We start from the raw sequence: 16,805 nt of genomic DNA, 5'->3' as shown, positions 1-16,805 counted from the left end.
AGCTAACCCCGCAAATCGAGCGATTTGCGGGGTTAGGAAGAGAAACTATGCCAGAAACCGCGACTACCGCGCCTGAACCATGGCCTCAGCTGGGGGGCGTACCACGCGCCGGGCCAGACCCAGCTTCTCTAAGGCCCAGATGGCGTACCAGGTGACATCGACTTCCCACCAGCGCCAGCCTGCGGGGGCCACGTTGGGGTAGGCATGGTGGTTATTGTGCCAGCCTTCGCCGTAGGTCAGCAGTGCTGTCCACCACAGGTTGCCGGAGCTATCTTCGACGTGAAAGCGGCGCTTGCCCCACATGTGGGTTGCCGAGTTAATCAGCCAGGTGGAGTGCCATAGGGTGACGATTCTCAAGAAGCCACCGTAGATGACGAAGGACCAGCCGCCCAGGGCAAAGAGCGCGATCGCAACCGGTATTTGCAAAAATAGAAAATAGCGATCGAGCCAGCGGTAGTAGGGGTCGCGGGCAATATCGGGGGCATAGCGCCGATAGATTTGGCCATTAAACACTGCCGGGTTGCGGTAAATCATCCACAGCATGTGGCTCCACCAAAACCCGCGACTGGCGGCGTAGGGGTCTTTTTCGGCATCTTCGGTATAGAGGTGGTGCTGGCGGTGCCCTGCGACCCAAAAGATTGGCCCACCCTGGAGCGCCATTGCGCCGATGGTGGCGAAAACATACTCTAGCCAGCGCGGTACCTGAAAGCTGCGGTGAGTCAGCAGTCGGTGATACCCCAGGCAAATACCAATGCTGCCAAATAGCCAGTGCAAAGCTACCATTACCCCCAGGGCTGACCACGAAAAGAACCAGGGGGCTAGCAGGGCTGCGCCATGCATAACGCCTAAAAAGCCCACCAGCGTCCAATCGAGATCGGCGATCCCTGACTTTTGTGGGGGTTGTTTCATTGCTGTTGTCATGGCAAGTCCTTCAGTTCTTGTAGGGTTAAATCGGCAACCTGGCCAGGCGACGCTGTAAGCCCCTTGCACTGCCCCAGGGTTAGCCATTGGCCTAACCGGGATAACCTGCAAGTGCTACTTACATTTCAACCTTAGCAGACAAGTCTGATAAAATGCAAGTGATACTTTCTTTTTGCCATGGCAGCTCAGCACAAATCAGCTCGGCAGCGGCTCGTAGACGCAGCTTTTCAGCTCTTTTCCAGCCAGGGGGTCGGAGCTACGACCACGCGCCAGGTGGCCGACCTGGCCGGGGTGAATGAGGTCACGCTGTTTCGCCAGTTTGGTAGCAAGCATGGCTTGCTTGCAGCGGTGATGACCGAGGCCGAGGTTGTGTCTCATCACCCGATTGATTTGGCTGTGGTGGGGCAAGCTCCGGTTGACCAGGCTTTGCGGGAGTTTTTGGCCCAGTGCTTAGACACCCTCGACCAGCTTTCAGAACTGGTGCGAGCGGTGATTGGCGAAGCGGGGCAATTTTCTGCCGACAATAGCCAGGCTATGGGGCGAGGGCTACGGACCATTCGCGACTTTATGACTGAATACCTGGAGGCGCTTTTGGGTCGTCCCGGCTTGCCCCCCGAGGAGGTGGCAGGGTTAGTGATGGCGCTGCTGCTCGGTTACACCGCTATTAACGGCACCACCGACGGCGCGGCTGATGGGGGTACAGCCCCCTACGGTCTCTGGCCTAGTCGAGCCGCATTTATCGATAGTTTGGTCAGCTGGCTGCTGGGCTCGCAGGCCCAGCCTGCTACAGGCGATTTGGCCCCAAACCAAACCAGCCCAGACACCGCCAACTCCAACCTAGAAGCCTGGGTAGATTTGCCTGCCCCGATCGTGCATCAGATTATGCAGGCGGCTCGTAAGGCAGGTAGCCAGCCCTATGCCTTGATCTACGTGCTGTTGGGGGCTGGGGTGGCGGCATCGGAGGTGCCGTTCTTAACTCGGGCCAGTGCTCTCTATGACAGCAGCCAACATATTTTGCTGGTTGGCCACCAGCACCGCCAGGTGCCCCTCAACCAGTGGATTATGGGCAAGCGCTACGGCACTTACAGCAAAAATCCCCTGACTCGCTGGCTCAAGAGTCGCAGTGATCAGTCTGCTGCTCTATTTCTAGGACCAGACGAACAACCCATGACCCCGTACCGGGTGCGTCAGCTGTGGGCAGAGGTCACCGCCGACATTGCGTCGCCCACAGGTGAACCGCTGAGCGTTGATCAAGCCCGCGCGACCTGGTGCGTGGAGATGCTGCTCAGGGGATTGAGTCGCCAAGATTTAAGCCTGCTGAGCGGGCTCTCGACAGAGCAGTTGGACCCACTGGTGCAAAAAGCCCAGGCACGATCGGCGTTAGCTCAGGCCCTCAGGCTCGATCAGCAATCGGGTGCAGCGGCGGGCAAACTCAGCCAGCCGACGGAGACAACAGCGATCGACGAAGACTAGAGGCCCTTAATATCGCCGGAGAACGGCGATCGCGATCGACGTTCCGTAGGGCTAGGCATGACTGCCGGGCCAGGGGCCAGGGGGCTGATCGGGTAGTGCTTCGATCGCAATGTTGGTGTCGTAGAGGGTGAAGCCGCGCGACTCGTAGTTTTTGTAGGCAAAGGGGCCATCAAGACTACAGGTGTGGACCCAAACGCGGTGGCTTGCCCGCTGCCAGGCCCGCTGCACGCCCACCGTCAGCAGGTGACCACCAAGCCCCTGACCGATAAACTGGGGCAGCAGGCCAAAGCAGGTGACTTCTACTGCGCCACCGGGCTGGGCTTCTAGCTCGATATAGCCCGCTGGGGTGCCCGCGATGTAGGCGACCCAGGTTTCAACCTGGGGGCGATCGAGGTAGGCGAGCCAGCGATCGCGGCTCCAGGAGAGGCGATCGCACCAGTACCACTGACCGCCCACACTGGCGTAGAGAAAGCGGCTGAATTCTGGACAGGGTACCTTGGCCTGGCGAATCTCCAGGTCAGGATGCTCGATCAGCTTGGGCCGCAGCTGGGCTGGGTCGAGCATTTCGAGATACCAGGTGGTTACGTCGACTTGCATTAGGGCAGCAAATTTCCTCTAAAGACTGTTACCGCCTGACCACATCGGGCTATACCCTCTTAAAAAAATGCTCAACTCAACATAAACTGTTGTCGAATTTGGTCAGCGGTCATAAAGCAGCGGTCGGCGGGAAAATCGTCGGCCACGGCTTTGGCCACCTCGGGCAGAGTATTGGGCGACTGCCCCCGAAATCGGCCCAACCCTGCATAGCTCGCCAGACCCAGGTACTCACGAATGGCGAGCAGCGATCGCTCCCGGTAGCCTACATCAGCAGGCAAGGGCTCAACGTGGGGCATCACCGTGAACCCCAGTCCTTTGAAGGTGAGCCAAGCCCGCAGCATGTGCGGTGTATCGGTAATTAACACAATTTTCTTGAGCCCCCTAGACCCTAGGGCGGCAGCGGCTGATTCGGCTTCTTGCTTAGTGGTTCTGACACAGACGGCACTGATCAAATTGGGCGACAGGTTGCGCTCATCGTCATCAATGGCTTTGAGCACCTCGGCCCCCTGGGCACGGCCCATAATCAAGAGGTTGGACGATCGCCCATTGGCCACCATATCTAGAGCTTGACCGTAGCGATCGCCCTGAATGCGGCCAGTACGCGCCAGCACCACCACGGCATCGGCAGCCTCGCCCGTATCGGCGGGCACAAAGCTCGACAACAGGGCCGTCGCGGGCATCGAAAATAGCGGGGATAGCAGAAACAAGTAGGCAGCCATCAGGGCTAGACAAGCCGAGACCATCCGCCGCCGATACTTAGGCTTACTAGCAATCATGGCTACTGCGGCGATGACCAGCAGCGTCAGAGTTACTTTTTTGGGGTCCATAAACCAGTAATACAGTTTCCAGGTTAATTTCGGCCAGTGCTGACCCAATACACTCCGGAGTAGCTCTAGCATGGTGGCGTCCTAGGCAATGAGAGAAGGATAGACCTAAAAAATTTAGAATTTTTCAGATCCAGCCTACTCATTTGCGCTGCCAAGTCAGCATCTAGCCCGTTTGGTCAAGCAAAGTTTACAGATCTATGTAGTCACCGCAAACCCAGGAGCCGCAGTCTACTGGTAGTAGCGCTGGTCGGTCCACACCCGCAGCTCCTGTTCAGAGCTAAAGGTATGGCGCTGCTGGCTGACTGGGTCGTAGACCACAAACGCGGTTTGGCCCTGGCGGTCTCGCTTAACGGTCACACTCAAGCCGTTGGAGCCACATAGGTAAGCCAGTAGGCGGCTTGCCATGGGGCGAAAGCGCGCCTTCGCCATTGCCCAAACCCGGCCAATGGCATAGTCGGATCGACCAGAGCGTTCTAGCGGTTCTGGAATCAGTTCAAGTTGAGCGTATAAGCTGTTGGGTTTCATAAAGCTGTCCTCTTAAAAACGGCGAAGGCCTTGGGAACAGCACGAATCGATTCGGCGTAGTTGAAGTTTCTTCGATCTGCCCCTAGCCGAACAGAGGCAGTTAGCGTAAATTGTGTTGGTAACAGTTTGAGTTTCTGAAACTGTTCCGGTCGCTTCTCCCCAAAACTGTTCCTGCCGCACCCAAGATTTAAGCATTCGCAGGCACTTGCCTGCCGCCGCCTTTCGACTCCGCTCAAGGTCCGCCGCCTTTCGACTCCGCTCAAGGTCCGCCGCCTTTCGACTCCGCTCAAGGTCCGTACTCCTGACTCCGCTATCCGTATATCCCAACTCCTCATCTCTCCCCCTACCTACTCACTCCTATGGCCCTCTCCCCCGTCGCCCTTGCTCCTGACCAGGTTCTCTACGAGCAGGTGGCCGATCGCCTGCAGCAGCTGATTACCCACGGCACGCTGAAGCCGGGCGATCGCCTGCCGTCGGTGCGCAAGCTGCGGGCGCAGCTCTCGGTCAGCACTTCCACGGTGATGGAAGCCTACCGCTTGCTCGAAGACCGGGGCATGGTGGTGGTGCGGCCCCAGTCGGGTTACTACGTCAAACAAACCAATCTCCAGCTGCCTCAGGAGCCAGCCGCCACCGCCCCCCCACGCCAGGCTACCGACATTGATATTTCCCTCGCCTTTGAAGTGGTGAGCCTGATGCGCGATCCGGGGTTGATTCAGCTGGGGGCTGCGCTGCCCGCGCTAGAGATGCTGCCGCTGACTCAGCTCAACCGGCTGATGGGCAAGGTGCTGCGCGACAACGCCCATCTAGCGCACTCCTATGGCACACCTTTAGGGGTGCCAGACCTACGGGCCGAGTTGGCTAAGCGCATGCTCGACGCTGGCTGCTCGGTGCACCCCGAACAGATGGTGATTACCAACGGGGCCAATGAGGCGATTTATTTTTGTTTGCAGGCCCTCACTCAGCCTGGCGACACGGTGGTGGTCGAGTCGCCCACCTACTTTGCCATGCTAGAAGCGCTGAAATGTCTGAGGCTAAAGGCGCTGACCCTGCCGACCCATCCCCGTGACGGCATTAGCCTGCCCCACCTAGAAGAAGCACTTCAAACGGGCGAGGTCAAGGCGGTGCTGCTGGTGTCGAACTTTAGTAACCCCCTGGGCAGCTGTATGGATGACCGCAAGAAAAAGCAGCTAGTCGAGCTGCTCAACCAGTTCGACACGCCCCTGATTGAAGACGATGTCTACGGCGATATTTACTTTGAGGGCACTCGCCCCAAGGCGATTAAAGCGTTTGATACCGAAAACCGGGTTCTCTATTGCTCTTCGGTGAGCAAAACGCTGTCGCCGGGGCTGCGGGTGGGCTGGTGCAATGGGGGCCGCTACCACGCCGAAATTGCCCGCATGAAGTCAATTATTAACCAAAACACAGCGATCGCCCCTCAGCTCACGGTAATGGCCTTTTTGGCTAACGGTGGCTACGATCGCCACCTGCGCCAGCTGCGTCGCACCTACCATGAGCAACTGCTGCGCATGCAGCAGGCCGTTCGCGACTACTTCCCCGCCGAAACCTGCATTACCCGACCCACGGGCGGCCATGTGCTGTGGCTCGAAATGCCGGAGGGGTTTGACTCGATGCGGCTGTATAAAGAGGCCCTGGCAATGGGGATCGCGATCGCCCCCGGCGTCATGTTCTCGGCCTCGGGCCATTGCTATAGCAACTGCTTTCGGCTCAATACAGCGGTGCCCTGGTCAGAGAACGTCGAGCAGGCGATTCAAACCCTGGGCCTGTTGACCAAACGGCAGCTGGCCGAAAATTTTCTGCGCGACGATCGATAGCGGTTGCTTAAAAATGCCGTAGCCTCTGCGGCCCGGCGCAGCAAGCCAGAGGGCAGCATTGACAGCCTGCTTAGCGATTTAAAGTGAGAAGAACCGTGACTGGAGAGACAAGCCTCAAAAGCCTGCTAGCAACCATGCAGCCCAGTCTCCATGAGGGTGAGTATGTTTTTTGCAGTACGCCTCAGCTCGCTAGCGAGGGCTGTACGCTCGACCCGATTGGACTATTTAAAGAAGCCGAAGGGCTAACGCTAATTTTGCCGCGTTCCCAGGCAGAAGCCGCAAATTTGCCCTACTCTGCCGTTTTTGCCATGATTACTCTAACCGTGCATTCCAGCCTGGAGGCAGTGGGGTTTTTGGCGGCGATCGCCACCCGACTCGCCAGCCACGGCATCAGCGTTAACCCCGTTTCGGCGTTCTACCACGACCACCTGTTTGTGCCCATTGCCCAATCCGAGGCGGCTATGGCCCTGCTGCAAGAGCTTGCTCAAGAACACAGCGACATTGGTTAACAGGATGCAGGGTTGAGGTCACGGGACGGCGATCGCGCTGTTGCTAACCTTCTAAGCTAAGGCGGGCCGTAGCTGCGAGGGTCTTCAGTGCATCCAGCCCAGGAGTCGGGGCCGGTTCCCTTTCGTCGGTCTGAGTCATCCATAGCAGGTATTCAATATTACCCGCTGGCCCCAGCAGCGGCGACCAGGTCAGGCCCCGGTAGGCCCAGCCCAGGCTTTGGGCTGCGTCTAGAACGCTGGCGATCGCACCCGCCTGATCGACCGGGTCGCGCACGACGCCTTTTTTGCCGACGCGATCGCGCCCTACCTCAAATTGCGGCTTCACCAGCAGCACTACCTCGCGCGGCGGCACCAGCAGCGCCCAAAAAGCAGGCAATACCTTAGTTAACGAAATAAACGACACATCCATCACGCCCAGATCAGGGCGGCAATCGGTTTCTCCATAGAGCTGATCGGGGGTGAGGTGGCGCAGGTTGGTGCGCTCGCGCAGCACCACGCGGGGGTCTTGGCGCAGCGCCCAGGCCACCTGGCCGTAGCCGACATCGATGCCGTAGATCTGCTCGGCTCCAGCTTGCAGCAGGCAGTCGGTAAAGCCGCCGGTCGAAATGCCGCCATCCAGCGCAATCCGTCCTTTAGGATCGATGGGGAACTCACTTAGGGCTTTGGCCAGCTTTTCGCCGCCGCGTGAGACATAGGGCGATCGCGCCTTCACCAGCAGTTCCACGTCTGCCGCAAAAGCCGTACCCGGTTTATCTACGACAGCGTGGTTGACCTGCACTTCCCCAGCTCGAATTAACCGCTGGGCCTGCTGCCGCGATTCGCACAGCCCTCGCTCGACCAGCAGAGCATCTAGACGCTGTTTAGCCATCCCTACCTCCCTTAGGTAGCGCGAGGGCTGAGGCCCCGACGTCCAGCAATTTGTTCGAGCTGTTGTTTGACCAGATCGAGTCCGGCTTTAGTGCTCTGGCGATCGTACAAGTCGCTGGCCTTGAGCAACGCCTGCACCGCTTGTCCATCGGTGCCCATATTGGCGTAGGCCAAACCGCCGTTGTGAAACGCCTCGGCGCAGTCGGGCTCGGCCACCATCACAGCGGTGAACTGGTCAATGGCGGCGGGGTAGCGGCCCTGGGCAAAGGCAGTGCAGCCCGCTTCAAACTGGGCTCGGGCGTCGTCGCTAATCGGCGTAGACAGATCGGTCACTGGGGCAGGAAATAAAGCGCTATTGCCCAAAGGACGGCGGTAGGCCCACACCATTACCCCCATGCCAAAACCTAGAATGGCTAGCACCACCGATAGCCAAATTGCCAATTCCACAGGGTTTGCTCTCCAATAGGTCAATACATAAACCAAAAACACTGGGCCTGAAGTCTTGACCCCAAGGCCATTAACAAGACCATATCACCGCCGCGCAGTTCCTACACTTTGCCGGAAAGCCTTGAGGTTAGGCTGAAGACTCTAAGGTGCATTCAATCCACTGTTGCTTAGATCCATCCTCACTATGCACTATGTCTCAGGCAGACTTGCCGCAGCCTTTAGGGATCGGTCTTTGGCCATTACCCTGCTAATAGTTGGTGGTGTGGTCATGGCTGGCTGCCGACCGACACCAGCGCCCCCAAACCCACCCTCTGCAACAAGCCAGGCCAGCGAATCTAGCGCCGACGGCGAAGCGCTACCAACCGCGATCGCCACCATTCAAGCTATTGTTGCCAACCCGGTCTGGGTCACCCTCAATCTGGGTTCGCCTCAGCCCGCCCAGCTCAACCAGACCATGGCCTACGGCGATCAAATTCGCACCGAAGACGAAGCCCTAGCTGAAGTAGGCCTTGTCACCGGAGCCGTATTTCGCATTGGTGGCAACGCCGCACTCACCCTGCAACCCAACCAGCTCCAGCTCAATGCCGGACAAATGATTACCTGGGTAGAAGGGGCTTTGGCCGAACCCGTAGAGATTGTCACCCCAGCCGGAATCGCAGGCATTCGCGGCACTACGGTCTTTGTCAACATTGCCGATGACCCCAGTGCGCCTGTGGAAATCTTTTCGTGGGAAGGTGAGGTCGCCTTTCAATTGGTGGAAGGTGGCGAGGAGGTAGTGTTGACCAGCGGTGAGCAGCTGCTGGTACCGCCAGGTGAGCAAAACATAGCGTCGCTACGACAGCAGGTGCAGCCCCTCGATCGCGCTACAGCCCTAGAACGATTGGAAGAAAGCCCGCTGATCAATGGGTTTAACCAACCATTGCCGACGCGACCTGCGCTCGAAGCCACGGTAGACGAACTGCAATAGCCAACCTGCGATTGATAGGGGCAGTAATTGATCGAAGCTGGAGCAGTTTGGCTAAATCCGTTATCGGTCTACCGGCTTACCTTTGCTTGGGTGCTTGGCGTGAAGAGCAGGTATAGGCAAGGAACAACCACGAGCGCACTCAGCGTTGCGGCCACCAGGCCAAAAATAATCGCGCTACACAGGGGCATCCAGGTGGGATCGCTCAGGGCCAGGGGAATCAGGCCGATGATGGTGGTGACACTGGTGGTGAGAACCGGGCGCAGGCGATCGGCCACTCCTCTGGCGGCGGCCTGTTTAACCTGCATCCCGTCCTGTTGATAGGCGTTCATAGTGTCCACCATGACGATCGCATCATTCACAACGATACCGACTAAGGCAATGATGCCGATAAAGGCCGTGAACGAAAACGCGATGTCGGCCAGAAAGAAGCCGCCGACCGTGCCAATCAGGGCAAAGGGAATCGCCAGCAAAATGATGAAGGGCTGCCGAAACGACCCCAGCTGTAGCACCAGCACGGCAAACACCAAAAACACCGCCAACCCCAGGGCTTGCCCGGCAGAGCCAAAGGTTTCGGCCTGGTCTTCGGTCTCGCCGCCGAAGCTGTAGCTGTAGCCCTGGGGCCAGGTCTGCTGCAGCTCTTGCAGGCGGGGTTCTAGGTCGGCCAAAATGTCGCCGACGGTGCGGTTTACGTTTTTGGCAAGCACGGTGGCGGTGCGCTGCCCGCCCCGTCGAGTAATGGAGAGGGGGGCCTCGGCCTGCACAGCATTCACCACAGCCCCAGCCGAGACCACCGCTTCATTGGGGTTGTTGGTAAAGAACCGGGCCGAGAGCAGTTCATCGCGGCGAGTCGGGCCACCCACCCGACCGGCGCGGGAGGGCCAGGCGGTGCTGAGGCGAATCTCTAAATCGTCCTGGTTGCCGCCCAGGGCATAATCGCCGACGTCGATAGCCCGCGTGTAGTACTGGGCTTGGGCGGCCAGTTCGTCTTCGCTGAGATCGTAAAACGACAGCTCCTCCCGCTTGGGTACCAGCCGCAGGTCTTCCTGTAGCTCGCCCAGGTTGTCGCGCACGTCGATCGCACCGGGAACCTGGCGCAGCGTACTCTGCACTGTTGCAGAGATTTCCCGCAGCTGGTTTAGGTCGCTGCCGGTAATTTCGATCTGAATGGGGTCGCCGCTTTGGGCGGCCTGCTGGGCGTTGAGCACCAGAGTCGCACCGGGATACCGGTTCACGGCGGCATCCAGCTCATCCCGCAGGCCGTCTAAATATTCAAAGGAGAGCTGGTCGCGTTCGTCTTCGGGCCTAAAGGTGCCGGAGAACCCCACCAGGTAGCTGCCCTCGCTGGGCTGCAACTCCCCAGAGGCGACTAGATTGCTGCGCTGCCCCACGTACTTGATGACGCTGTCGAGGTAGTCTTTTTGCTGCAAAATATCGCCCAGGTCGTCGGCCACCAGCTGGGAGGTGGCCAGGGTGGTGGTCGGCGACAGGTCTACATTGACGCTAAAGTTGCGCTGGTCGCCCTCCGGGAAAAACTCGACATCGATCTGGCTGAAGGCAGACATGACCACGAAAAATAGCGCCACCGTGCCCAGCACCCAGGCCCAGGCCGTTTTGTGGCTGCGAATGGTGTGCCGCAGGCTCCACTGCATCCAGCGGCGGGAGGCGGTTTCGCTGAGGCGATCGACGCGCGACTTTTTCTCGACCCCTTTGACATTGGCCAGCAGATAGCGAGAGAGGGGAATGTCGATCAGGATGGCGATCGCAAAACTCAGCACCAGACAAATAATGGCCGTGTAGGGCAGCAGCTGAATGAATTTGCCCAGGGTGCCGCTAATCGCCAGCAACGGAAACAGGGCAAAAATGGTGGTGAGCTGCCCGGCAAAGGCGGGCGGAGCGTAGGTTTTGACGGTTTTGAGGGCGGCCTGGTTAAACGGTAAACCCTGCGCAAAGATAAACTCGTGCATCCCCTCCATCATCAAGATGAACACGTCTACGAGAATCCCCAGGGCCAGCACCATGCCGATCAGCACCATGTTGTTGAGGGTCTGCCCGGTCAGCCACAAAATCGCCATCGCCCCCAAAAAGGTGAGCGGAATCGACAGCCCGGCAATCAGCGCTTCCCGCCACGACAGCGCAATAAATAGGATCACAAACACGGCGGCCATCGCCTGCAAGGCGTTGACAAACAAGTTGCCCAGCTGCTCCCAAATGATGTCGGCTTCGTTGGCGATGACGCTGTACTCCATGCCGCTGGGCCATTCGCTGGGGTTCTGCTGAATTTGATCGACGGTGGCCAGCACGCGATCGATCACCTCAATCGAGTCTTGGCCCGGCACTTTCTTAATCCCGACGCTGACCACCGGCTCGTAGGGTTCTCCCTCGGTGCTGATGAAAGCGCGGGTCTCCTCCTGCTCCAGCTCTTGCGAGATGGTGGCCACCTCTTCTAGCCGCACCACGCGCCCTTCTAGGCGAGTAATCGGCAGTTCGCGCAGATCTCCCAGGCTGCGAAACCGCCCATAAAAGCGCACCTGGGACCCAATCACGTCGCTCTCAATGTCGGCCAGGGGCACGTCCTGGTTGGCGCTGCGAATCTGGTTGGCCACCGTGGTCGGCGAAACGCCCAGCGCCGCCAGCCGAAAGGGGTCCATCTGCACGCTGATCACCTCTTCGCGGGCACCCCCCAAATTCACCTCGCTGACACCGGCCACCTGCTCCAGGCGGTCTTGAATGCCCTCGGCAGCCTGGGAAATCACCGTCGAGTCGATTTCGCCAAACAGGGCCAGAGTGAGAATGGGCGCATCGTTGAGCGACACCTGCTCCACCACCGGCTGGTCGGCATCCGTCGGCAGCTCTGGCTCGGCCTGGGCCACCGCCTGGCGCAGCTCTTGCACGGCCTGGTCGGGGTCGGCCTGGGAGGTAAACTCCACGTTGATTACCGAAAAGCCCGTGTAGGAGGCGCTCTGGATTTCGCTGACGTTTTCGACCGTGGTGATCTCGGTCTCGATTTCGCTGGTCACCTGCTGCTCGATGGTCTGGGGGTCGGCTCCGCCCCAGGTGGTGGTGACGTTGGCCACGGCAATGTCGATGTCGGGGTTCGACTGCTTGGTCATAGAAACGTAGCCCAGCACGCCACCCACCACCATCAGCAGCGTCAGCAGAATGGCAAAAATCGTGTTGAGAATAAAGAACCGCGCCCATCGGGGCGCTGGCTGGGGGGCGCTTGGGGGGCGATCGCCATTGCTAGCCCCATTCTGCTGCACGCGGCGATCTTCCTGAAGCTGGCTCATGATTCGGCCTCAGCCTCAGCATCCACGATCTGAACGGCGGCCCCATCTACCAGGCGATTTTGCCCGGCGACCACCACGGGTTCGCCCGCTGTCACCCCGCTGGCGATCGCCTGCTGGGTAATGCCGGTAATCCCTAGCTCCACCTGCCGCTGCTCGACCACGCCCGACTCTGGGTCAACTACAAATACGTAGGGCACCTGGTCGCGCCGCACCACGGCATCGAGGGGAACCACGACGGCACTGGGGTTTTCGGCGACCGCAATCCAGGTCAAAACCTGTTCGCCGTGGCGCAGGTCTGAGGTCGTCGTCGGGTTCAGTCGAATGCGGGCTTCGATCGATCGCCCCCCCGGACTAATTGCCGGATTGACAGCAAAGACTTCCCCTCTGGCGCGGGCATTGGCGATCAGAGCCTGGCTATCCATGGTGTCGGAGCGGGTGAAGCCGACATCGGTTTCAGATGCAACCAGGGACTGCTGGCCAACGTCTACCTGTTCTCCAGTCGGCCCGGCCAGGTCTACCCGCACTTCGTACTGGGCCGGGTCAATCACCACCATGGGAATGCGTTCCAGAATGCCCTGGTAGTCGCCGCCCAGCTGCGAGGTGACTGCCTGCGGCGTGAAGTATTCGCCCACGCCATAGTTGAGGTAGGCGACGATGCCGTCGAAAGGGGCGTAGATGCTGGCCCCTTCTAGCGCCACCTGAGCCTGGGAGAGGCGGGCCTGGGCGGTGGTAATGCCAGACTGTTGAGCCTCTACCTGCTGCTGGGCTGCCGTCACCTGGGTCTGGGCCGAAACCACCTGCTGCTGGGCCGAGGCTACCCCCGCCTGGGCCGAGGCCACCTGGGCCTGGGCATCGTTCAGGGTGTTTTGCCGCTGGTCAAACTCTAGCTGGGAAATCGCTCCCTGATTGGCCAGGATGCGGTAGCGTTCCACGTTGGTGGCAGCCAGGTTGCGGGCCGACTGGGCCGTCTGGGCCTGGGCCTGGGCTTCTTGCACCTGGGCGCGGGCCTGGGCCACCTGGGCCTGGGCCTGGGCTACTTGAGCTACCGCTGCCGCCCGCTGCTGTCGGGCTTCGGCCACGGTCGCCTGCGCCTGTTCCACATCTGCCACCAGTTCTCGGTCATCAATGCGGGCCAGCAGTTCGCCTGCACGCACGCGATCGCCCTCCCTCAGTCGTCGACCATCGCGGTTGGCTAGATAGGTGACATCCCCTGCGGTTTCGAACGTGAGGTGCTGATAGTCCACCGCCCGCACGTTGCCTTCGCTCGACACCCAGGCGCGAATGGGGTTTCGTTCTGCCGCCACCGCCCGCACCGAGAGGGCAGCCGTCTCGGTCACAGCAGGGGGGGCATCGTCTTGCAGGCGCACATAGGTCACCCCGCCGACGGCAACGACCAGCCCCAGCACCGGAATCAGCCACCAGTAGTTTTTCAGCTTGGAGCCAGAGGTTTCGTCTACGCTGTCCTCGGCTGCTCTAGGGTCTGAAGCAGGAGAAGGTTCTGCCACAGAGGTAGGCGCTGAGCCAGAAGAAACAGCGCTTTCTGGGCGAGTTTCTGATCGGTCTATGTCTGGGGAAGGCATGATGTCGGTAGATGGAGATAGAGAGGCGAGCGGGGTTGACGAAGGAATTACTTTCCAGGGTGAGCAAATTGTGCGGCTTTCAACATCCGTTACATGGGGGAAGTTTGGGCCGCAGCATTCAGGCTAGGGCTAACTTGCCCTGCTTGTAGTCAGCTGAAGGGTGAGTGTGCCCTGGTCGCTTGTCGACGACTAAGGCAACAAGTAGTGGGTCGGGCTGGCCCTCGATGCCGATACTGATTGGGTGGTTGGCAAGCCGAGAGGCTGGTGGGCAGTGCCCACCCTACGGTAAATCAGGGCTGGTGGGCAGTGGCCTCTAGGCGGTAAATCTACGTCATTCCCACTTGCGTGGGAATCCATTCGGAAGCAAGATGTCCGCCGTGGATTCCCGTCTGCACGAGCATGACGGGCTAGCTAGCCATCAGAATGATGAATTTACAAATTCGAGATGCACCTGCCCCCAACCCCTTTGGAGCGAGGAGCGGGTGCTATTGCGCCTGGAGGAAAAAGAACCGCCACGGCAAACAAATCAATGGCATTAACGAGACTGACGGATGCTTTCTAATGCTTCAAATTGCTTACTTTGGTAATCGATTTGAATGGAGAGTGAATCGCACACCAAGTCGCATAATTCGAAGATGAAGGGATTTGCAATCTGATAGTAAACGCAGACCCCTTCTTGGCGGCGGCTGACGATTCCGGCTTGAGTCAGCATTTTCAAATGCTTTGACACATTGGCTTGGCCCAGGCCGGTGCATTCGATGATGTCTGTGACGTTTTTGGTCCCAGTTTTGAGAGAACAGACAATCTGCAAGCGGCTGACCTCAGACAAAACCTTAAAAAAGTCGGCCATCAAGCTTAGAGCTGCTGGTGAGAGCTGCGACATGCCGCAATCTGCCGACGATTCGGCTGATGCTGGAGCTGTGGATTTTTGCGGCATAAACTAGACCCAGGAACGCATTGAACCATATTTCACCATATTACCCTTCAGTAGGGAAAGCTGCCTTTGCGGCTCCCCTTCGTCGAATAGCGCCCATAGCTGGCAGGCAATGTGGGAAGAAACAGCGGGGTTAAAGACAATTTTGGCGTCGACTTAAGTTTATTGTATTGCCATATAGTAGTATGGTGAAATTTGACGACTCCGTCACTCTGTTTGCATCCCTTCGCTGCAAGGATTATTGCTATGTTGTTTCGCCAGTTAGTTGCCCCAAGGCTGGAGTTTGTGGAGCGCGATCGCCCGTTCAGCAGGGAGCTAAGGTGGGTTGGGGGCAGGCTGATGTCTGCGGAGCCGACTGATACTGGCCTACTAGATATAGCGCTGGCCAGCTTGCCCGCTAACCAGCGGGGCCAGGCCTGATGCAGTGGATTGTTGGCCTGGTGTTTGCGGCGGGTATTGGCCTTAGTTTGGGGCTGATGGGCGGTGGAGGCTCTGTGCTGGCGCTGCCGGTATTGGTGTACGTCATGGGGGTGTCGCCGAAGCCTGCGATCGCCATGACCCTGGTCATTGTCGGTACCGTCAGCCTGCTAGGGTTAATTCCCCACTGGCGAGCTGGCAACGTGAATTTGAAAACGGCTCTGGTCTTTGGTTCGGCTACCATGGTGGGAACCTTTGCCGGAGCCAAGATTGCCACGCTGCCCGTGGTTTCAGAAACCTTTCAAATGCTGCTGTTTGCCGTGGTCATGCTGCTGGCCGCTGGCTTTATGATTTACCGCAGCGCTCGACCGACTCAGCCTGAAAACCCCTTAGCCCTGTATCCAAAACCCGTCTGTCAATACTGCTGGCTCTGGCTGCTGAGTGAAGGACTGGGCGTTGGTCTATTGACCGGATTGGTGGGAGTGGGGGGCGGCTTTGCGATCGTGCCAGCCCTAGTGCTGTTGGCCAAATTACCGATGAAACAGGCGATCGGCACCTCTCTGCTGATCATCATTGCTAACTCAGTGACGGGGTTCCTCGGCTATTGGGGGCATGTTGATCTGGACTGGCATCTGATGGTCTCGTTTATCTTTGTGGCGAGCCTGGGAACTATCCCTGGGGCCTATTTGGCTCGGTATGTTCCGGCTCAGCGGTTGCAAACAATCTTTGGGGTCTTTTTGCTGGCCGTGGCCACCTTTGTCTTAGTTCAAAATCGTCAGAGTTTGCAGCTTTCTCGGCCCTCGGGAGATGCCGTTGCCCAGGGAGTTGAGTCGCGATCGCGATAAAATGACCGTATATATAGAGAATCATCATTAAACCTGGGTCGGGACAAACGGCCGTTTGCCCCGACGAGAGACGTTGAATTTTTGATTCATACCTGTGTTCAGCAACCCCGCAAATTAGTCATAGGCGGCCACGGTTTTCCACTCCTGAATTAGAGCCGGGGAAAGCGATAGCACAGCGTCATCCTGCCCCCGTATCGGCAGAACGAGTTGCATTGGGATTGCGGTGGGCAGTTGGGCCACCATCGGCTGTAGGTCATACTGCCCCACATTGGGTTCGGGCGCTGAGGCATCGGTGAAAATCTGGCTCGACGCATCGCGGGCCGTCCAAGTCTGCTTTAAGGAGCTAATCAGCGTCAGGGGGCGATCGCGATCGATTTCACCTTTGCCTGGAAACCCGACCAGCCGCAGATCAAAGCTGGTGTGGCCATCGGGGCGGATGCGGTTGAAGGCAATCACCTGCCAGCGATCGCCATGCTGGTCAAAGATGGTCTGGCGCGATTGGTAGACGAACTGGCCGGGGGCTTCTTCCAGCTGCCGAATCGCCGCTAGGGCTGGGGCCGCTTGAAGAACAAGACCCAGGATACAAACGCCTAGCAGCGCCGTAGCGGTTAGCAGAGACAGAATTCTGCGCATGTGATTGGTCATGAGTGCGATTCTTGTCTAGGTGTTAAATCTGTGGGGTAGAAAAATAAAGGCGCTAGGGTTGAGGTGTCCTGGTTAGTAGCGGGAGGTAACCCGATGCTAGGAGAAGTCTTTACCGCCTTTGTCGAGCAAAGT

General features: G+C 58.7%; 16 protein-coding genes. 6 read left to right on the top strand and 10 right to left on the bottom strand.

The features are described 5' to 3' along the window. Nucleotides 1-63: 63 nt before the first annotated feature. On the bottom strand, nucleotides 64-909 hold the full coding sequence (locus IQ273_RS09985; RefSeq protein ID WP_278000546.1) for a fatty acid desaturase: 846 nt from the start codon (nucleotides 907-909) through the stop codon (nucleotides 64-66). A 189-nt stretch (nucleotides 910-1,098) separates the two neighbouring features. On the opposite strand from IQ273_RS09985, the gene IQ273_RS09980 reads away from it, so the two are divergent. Next, complete coding sequence (locus IQ273_RS09980) at nucleotides 1,099-2,394, top strand: TetR/AcrR family transcriptional regulator (RefSeq protein ID WP_194023020.1); 1,296 nt, start codon at nucleotides 1,099-1,101, stop codon at nucleotides 2,392-2,394. A gap of 51 nt (nucleotides 2,395-2,445) precedes the next feature. On the opposite strand, the gene IQ273_RS09975 is transcribed toward IQ273_RS09980, so the two are convergent. From IQ273_RS09975 to IQ273_RS09965, 3 genes are all read right to left on the bottom strand, one after another. Beyond that, the gene (locus IQ273_RS09975; protein WP_194023019.1) at nucleotides 2,446-2,991 is read right to left on the bottom strand and encodes a GNAT family N-acetyltransferase; all 546 of its coding nucleotides are present in this window, start codon (nucleotides 2,989-2,991) and stop codon (nucleotides 2,446-2,448) included. 71 nt (nucleotides 2,992-3,062) lie between these two features. Further along, on the bottom strand, nucleotides 3,063-3,890 hold the full coding sequence (locus tag IQ273_RS09970; protein WP_194023018.1) for a YdcF family protein: 828 nt from the start codon (nucleotides 3,888-3,890) through the stop codon (nucleotides 3,063-3,065). Between the two features lie 156 nt (nucleotides 3,891-4,046). Next, nucleotides 4,047-4,343, bottom strand: a complete 297-nt coding sequence (locus IQ273_RS09965; RefSeq protein WP_194023017.1) for a hypothetical protein — start codon at nucleotides 4,341-4,343, stop codon at nucleotides 4,047-4,049. 359 nt (nucleotides 4,344-4,702) lie between these two features. Between IQ273_RS09965 and IQ273_RS09960 the strand changes: the two genes are divergently transcribed. Both IQ273_RS09960 and IQ273_RS34720 read left to right on the top strand, forming a co-directional pair. Next, nucleotides 4,703-6,175 carry a PLP-dependent aminotransferase family protein gene (locus IQ273_RS09960; protein ID WP_194023016.1) on the top strand — a complete coding sequence of 491 codons (1,473 nt, stop codon included), beginning with the start codon at nucleotides 4,703-4,705 and terminating at the stop codon, nucleotides 6,173-6,175. Between the two features lie 95 nt (nucleotides 6,176-6,270). Next, nucleotides 6,271-6,684, top strand: a complete 414-nt coding sequence (locus IQ273_RS34720; RefSeq protein WP_194023015.1) for an ACT domain-containing protein — start codon at nucleotides 6,271-6,273, stop codon at nucleotides 6,682-6,684. A 43-nt stretch (nucleotides 6,685-6,727) separates the two neighbouring features. On the opposite strand, the gene IQ273_RS09950 is transcribed toward IQ273_RS34720, so the two are convergent. Both IQ273_RS09950 and IQ273_RS09945 read right to left on the bottom strand, forming a co-directional pair. Then, nucleotides 6,728-7,552 (bottom strand): TlyA family RNA methyltransferase, encoded by an 825-nt coding sequence (locus tag IQ273_RS09950; protein WP_194023014.1) that lies wholly within the window; start codon nucleotides 7,550-7,552, stop codon nucleotides 6,728-6,730. An 11-nt stretch (nucleotides 7,553-7,563) separates the two neighbouring features. Then, the gene (locus tag IQ273_RS09945) at nucleotides 7,564-7,998 is read right to left on the bottom strand and encodes a hypothetical protein (protein ID WP_194023013.1); all 435 of its coding nucleotides are present in this window, start codon (nucleotides 7,996-7,998) and stop codon (nucleotides 7,564-7,566) included. 184 nt (nucleotides 7,999-8,182) lie between these two features. On the opposite strand from IQ273_RS09945, the gene IQ273_RS09940 reads away from it, so the two are divergent. Further along, nucleotides 8,183-8,965 carry a FecR family protein gene (locus IQ273_RS09940; protein WP_194023012.1) on the top strand — a complete coding sequence of 261 codons (783 nt, stop codon included), beginning with the start codon at nucleotides 8,183-8,185 and terminating at the stop codon, nucleotides 8,963-8,965. Between the two features lie 68 nt (nucleotides 8,966-9,033). Here the strand turns inward: IQ273_RS09940 and IQ273_RS09935 are convergent, their stop codons facing one another. From IQ273_RS09935 to IQ273_RS09925, 3 genes are all read right to left on the bottom strand, one after another. Beyond that, nucleotides 9,034-12,252 carry an efflux RND transporter permease subunit gene (locus tag IQ273_RS09935; RefSeq protein ID WP_194023011.1) on the bottom strand — a complete coding sequence of 1,073 codons (3,219 nt, stop codon included), beginning with the start codon at nucleotides 12,250-12,252 and terminating at the stop codon, nucleotides 9,034-9,036. Then, on the bottom strand, nucleotides 12,249-13,757 hold the full coding sequence (locus tag IQ273_RS09930) for a biotin/lipoyl-binding protein (RefSeq protein ID WP_313898066.1): 1,509 nt from the start codon (nucleotides 13,755-13,757) through the stop codon (nucleotides 12,249-12,251). The genes IQ273_RS09935 and IQ273_RS09930 overlap by 4 nt, the downstream gene beginning before the upstream one ends. A 610-nt stretch (nucleotides 13,758-14,367) precedes the next feature. Then, nucleotides 14,368-14,769, bottom strand: coding sequence for a helix-turn-helix transcriptional regulator (locus IQ273_RS09925; protein WP_278000545.1), 402 nt, complete (start codon nucleotides 14,767-14,769; stop codon nucleotides 14,368-14,370). A 243-nt stretch (nucleotides 14,770-15,012) separates the two neighbouring features. Here IQ273_RS09925 and IQ273_RS09920 point away from each other — a divergent pair, with 243 nt between their 5' ends. After that, on the top strand, nucleotides 15,013-15,186 hold the full coding sequence (locus IQ273_RS09920) for a hypothetical protein (protein WP_194023009.1): 174 nt from the start codon (nucleotides 15,013-15,015) through the stop codon (nucleotides 15,184-15,186). Next, a complete protein-coding gene (locus IQ273_RS09915; protein WP_194023008.1) occupies nucleotides 15,186-16,028 on the top strand; it encodes a sulfite exporter TauE/SafE family protein in 843 nt (280 codons plus the stop codon). The genes IQ273_RS09920 and IQ273_RS09915 overlap by 1 nt, the downstream gene beginning before the upstream one ends. Nucleotides 16,029-16,142: 114 nt before the next feature. Here the strand turns inward: IQ273_RS09915 and IQ273_RS09910 are convergent, their stop codons facing one another. After that, nucleotides 16,143-16,673, bottom strand: coding sequence for a DUF3122 domain-containing protein (locus IQ273_RS09910; protein ID WP_228052709.1), 531 nt, complete (start codon nucleotides 16,671-16,673; stop codon nucleotides 16,143-16,145). Nucleotides 16,674-16,805 lie beyond the last annotated feature (132 nt).

The sequence above is a fragment of the Nodosilinea sp. LEGE 07298 genome, from assembly GCF_015207265.1.
GTDB lineage: Bacteria > Cyanobacteriota > Cyanobacteriia > Phormidesmidales > Phormidesmidaceae > Nodosilinea.
Note: the sequence above shows the minus strand (reverse complement) of the source record. Positions and strands in the feature narration are given on the sequence as shown.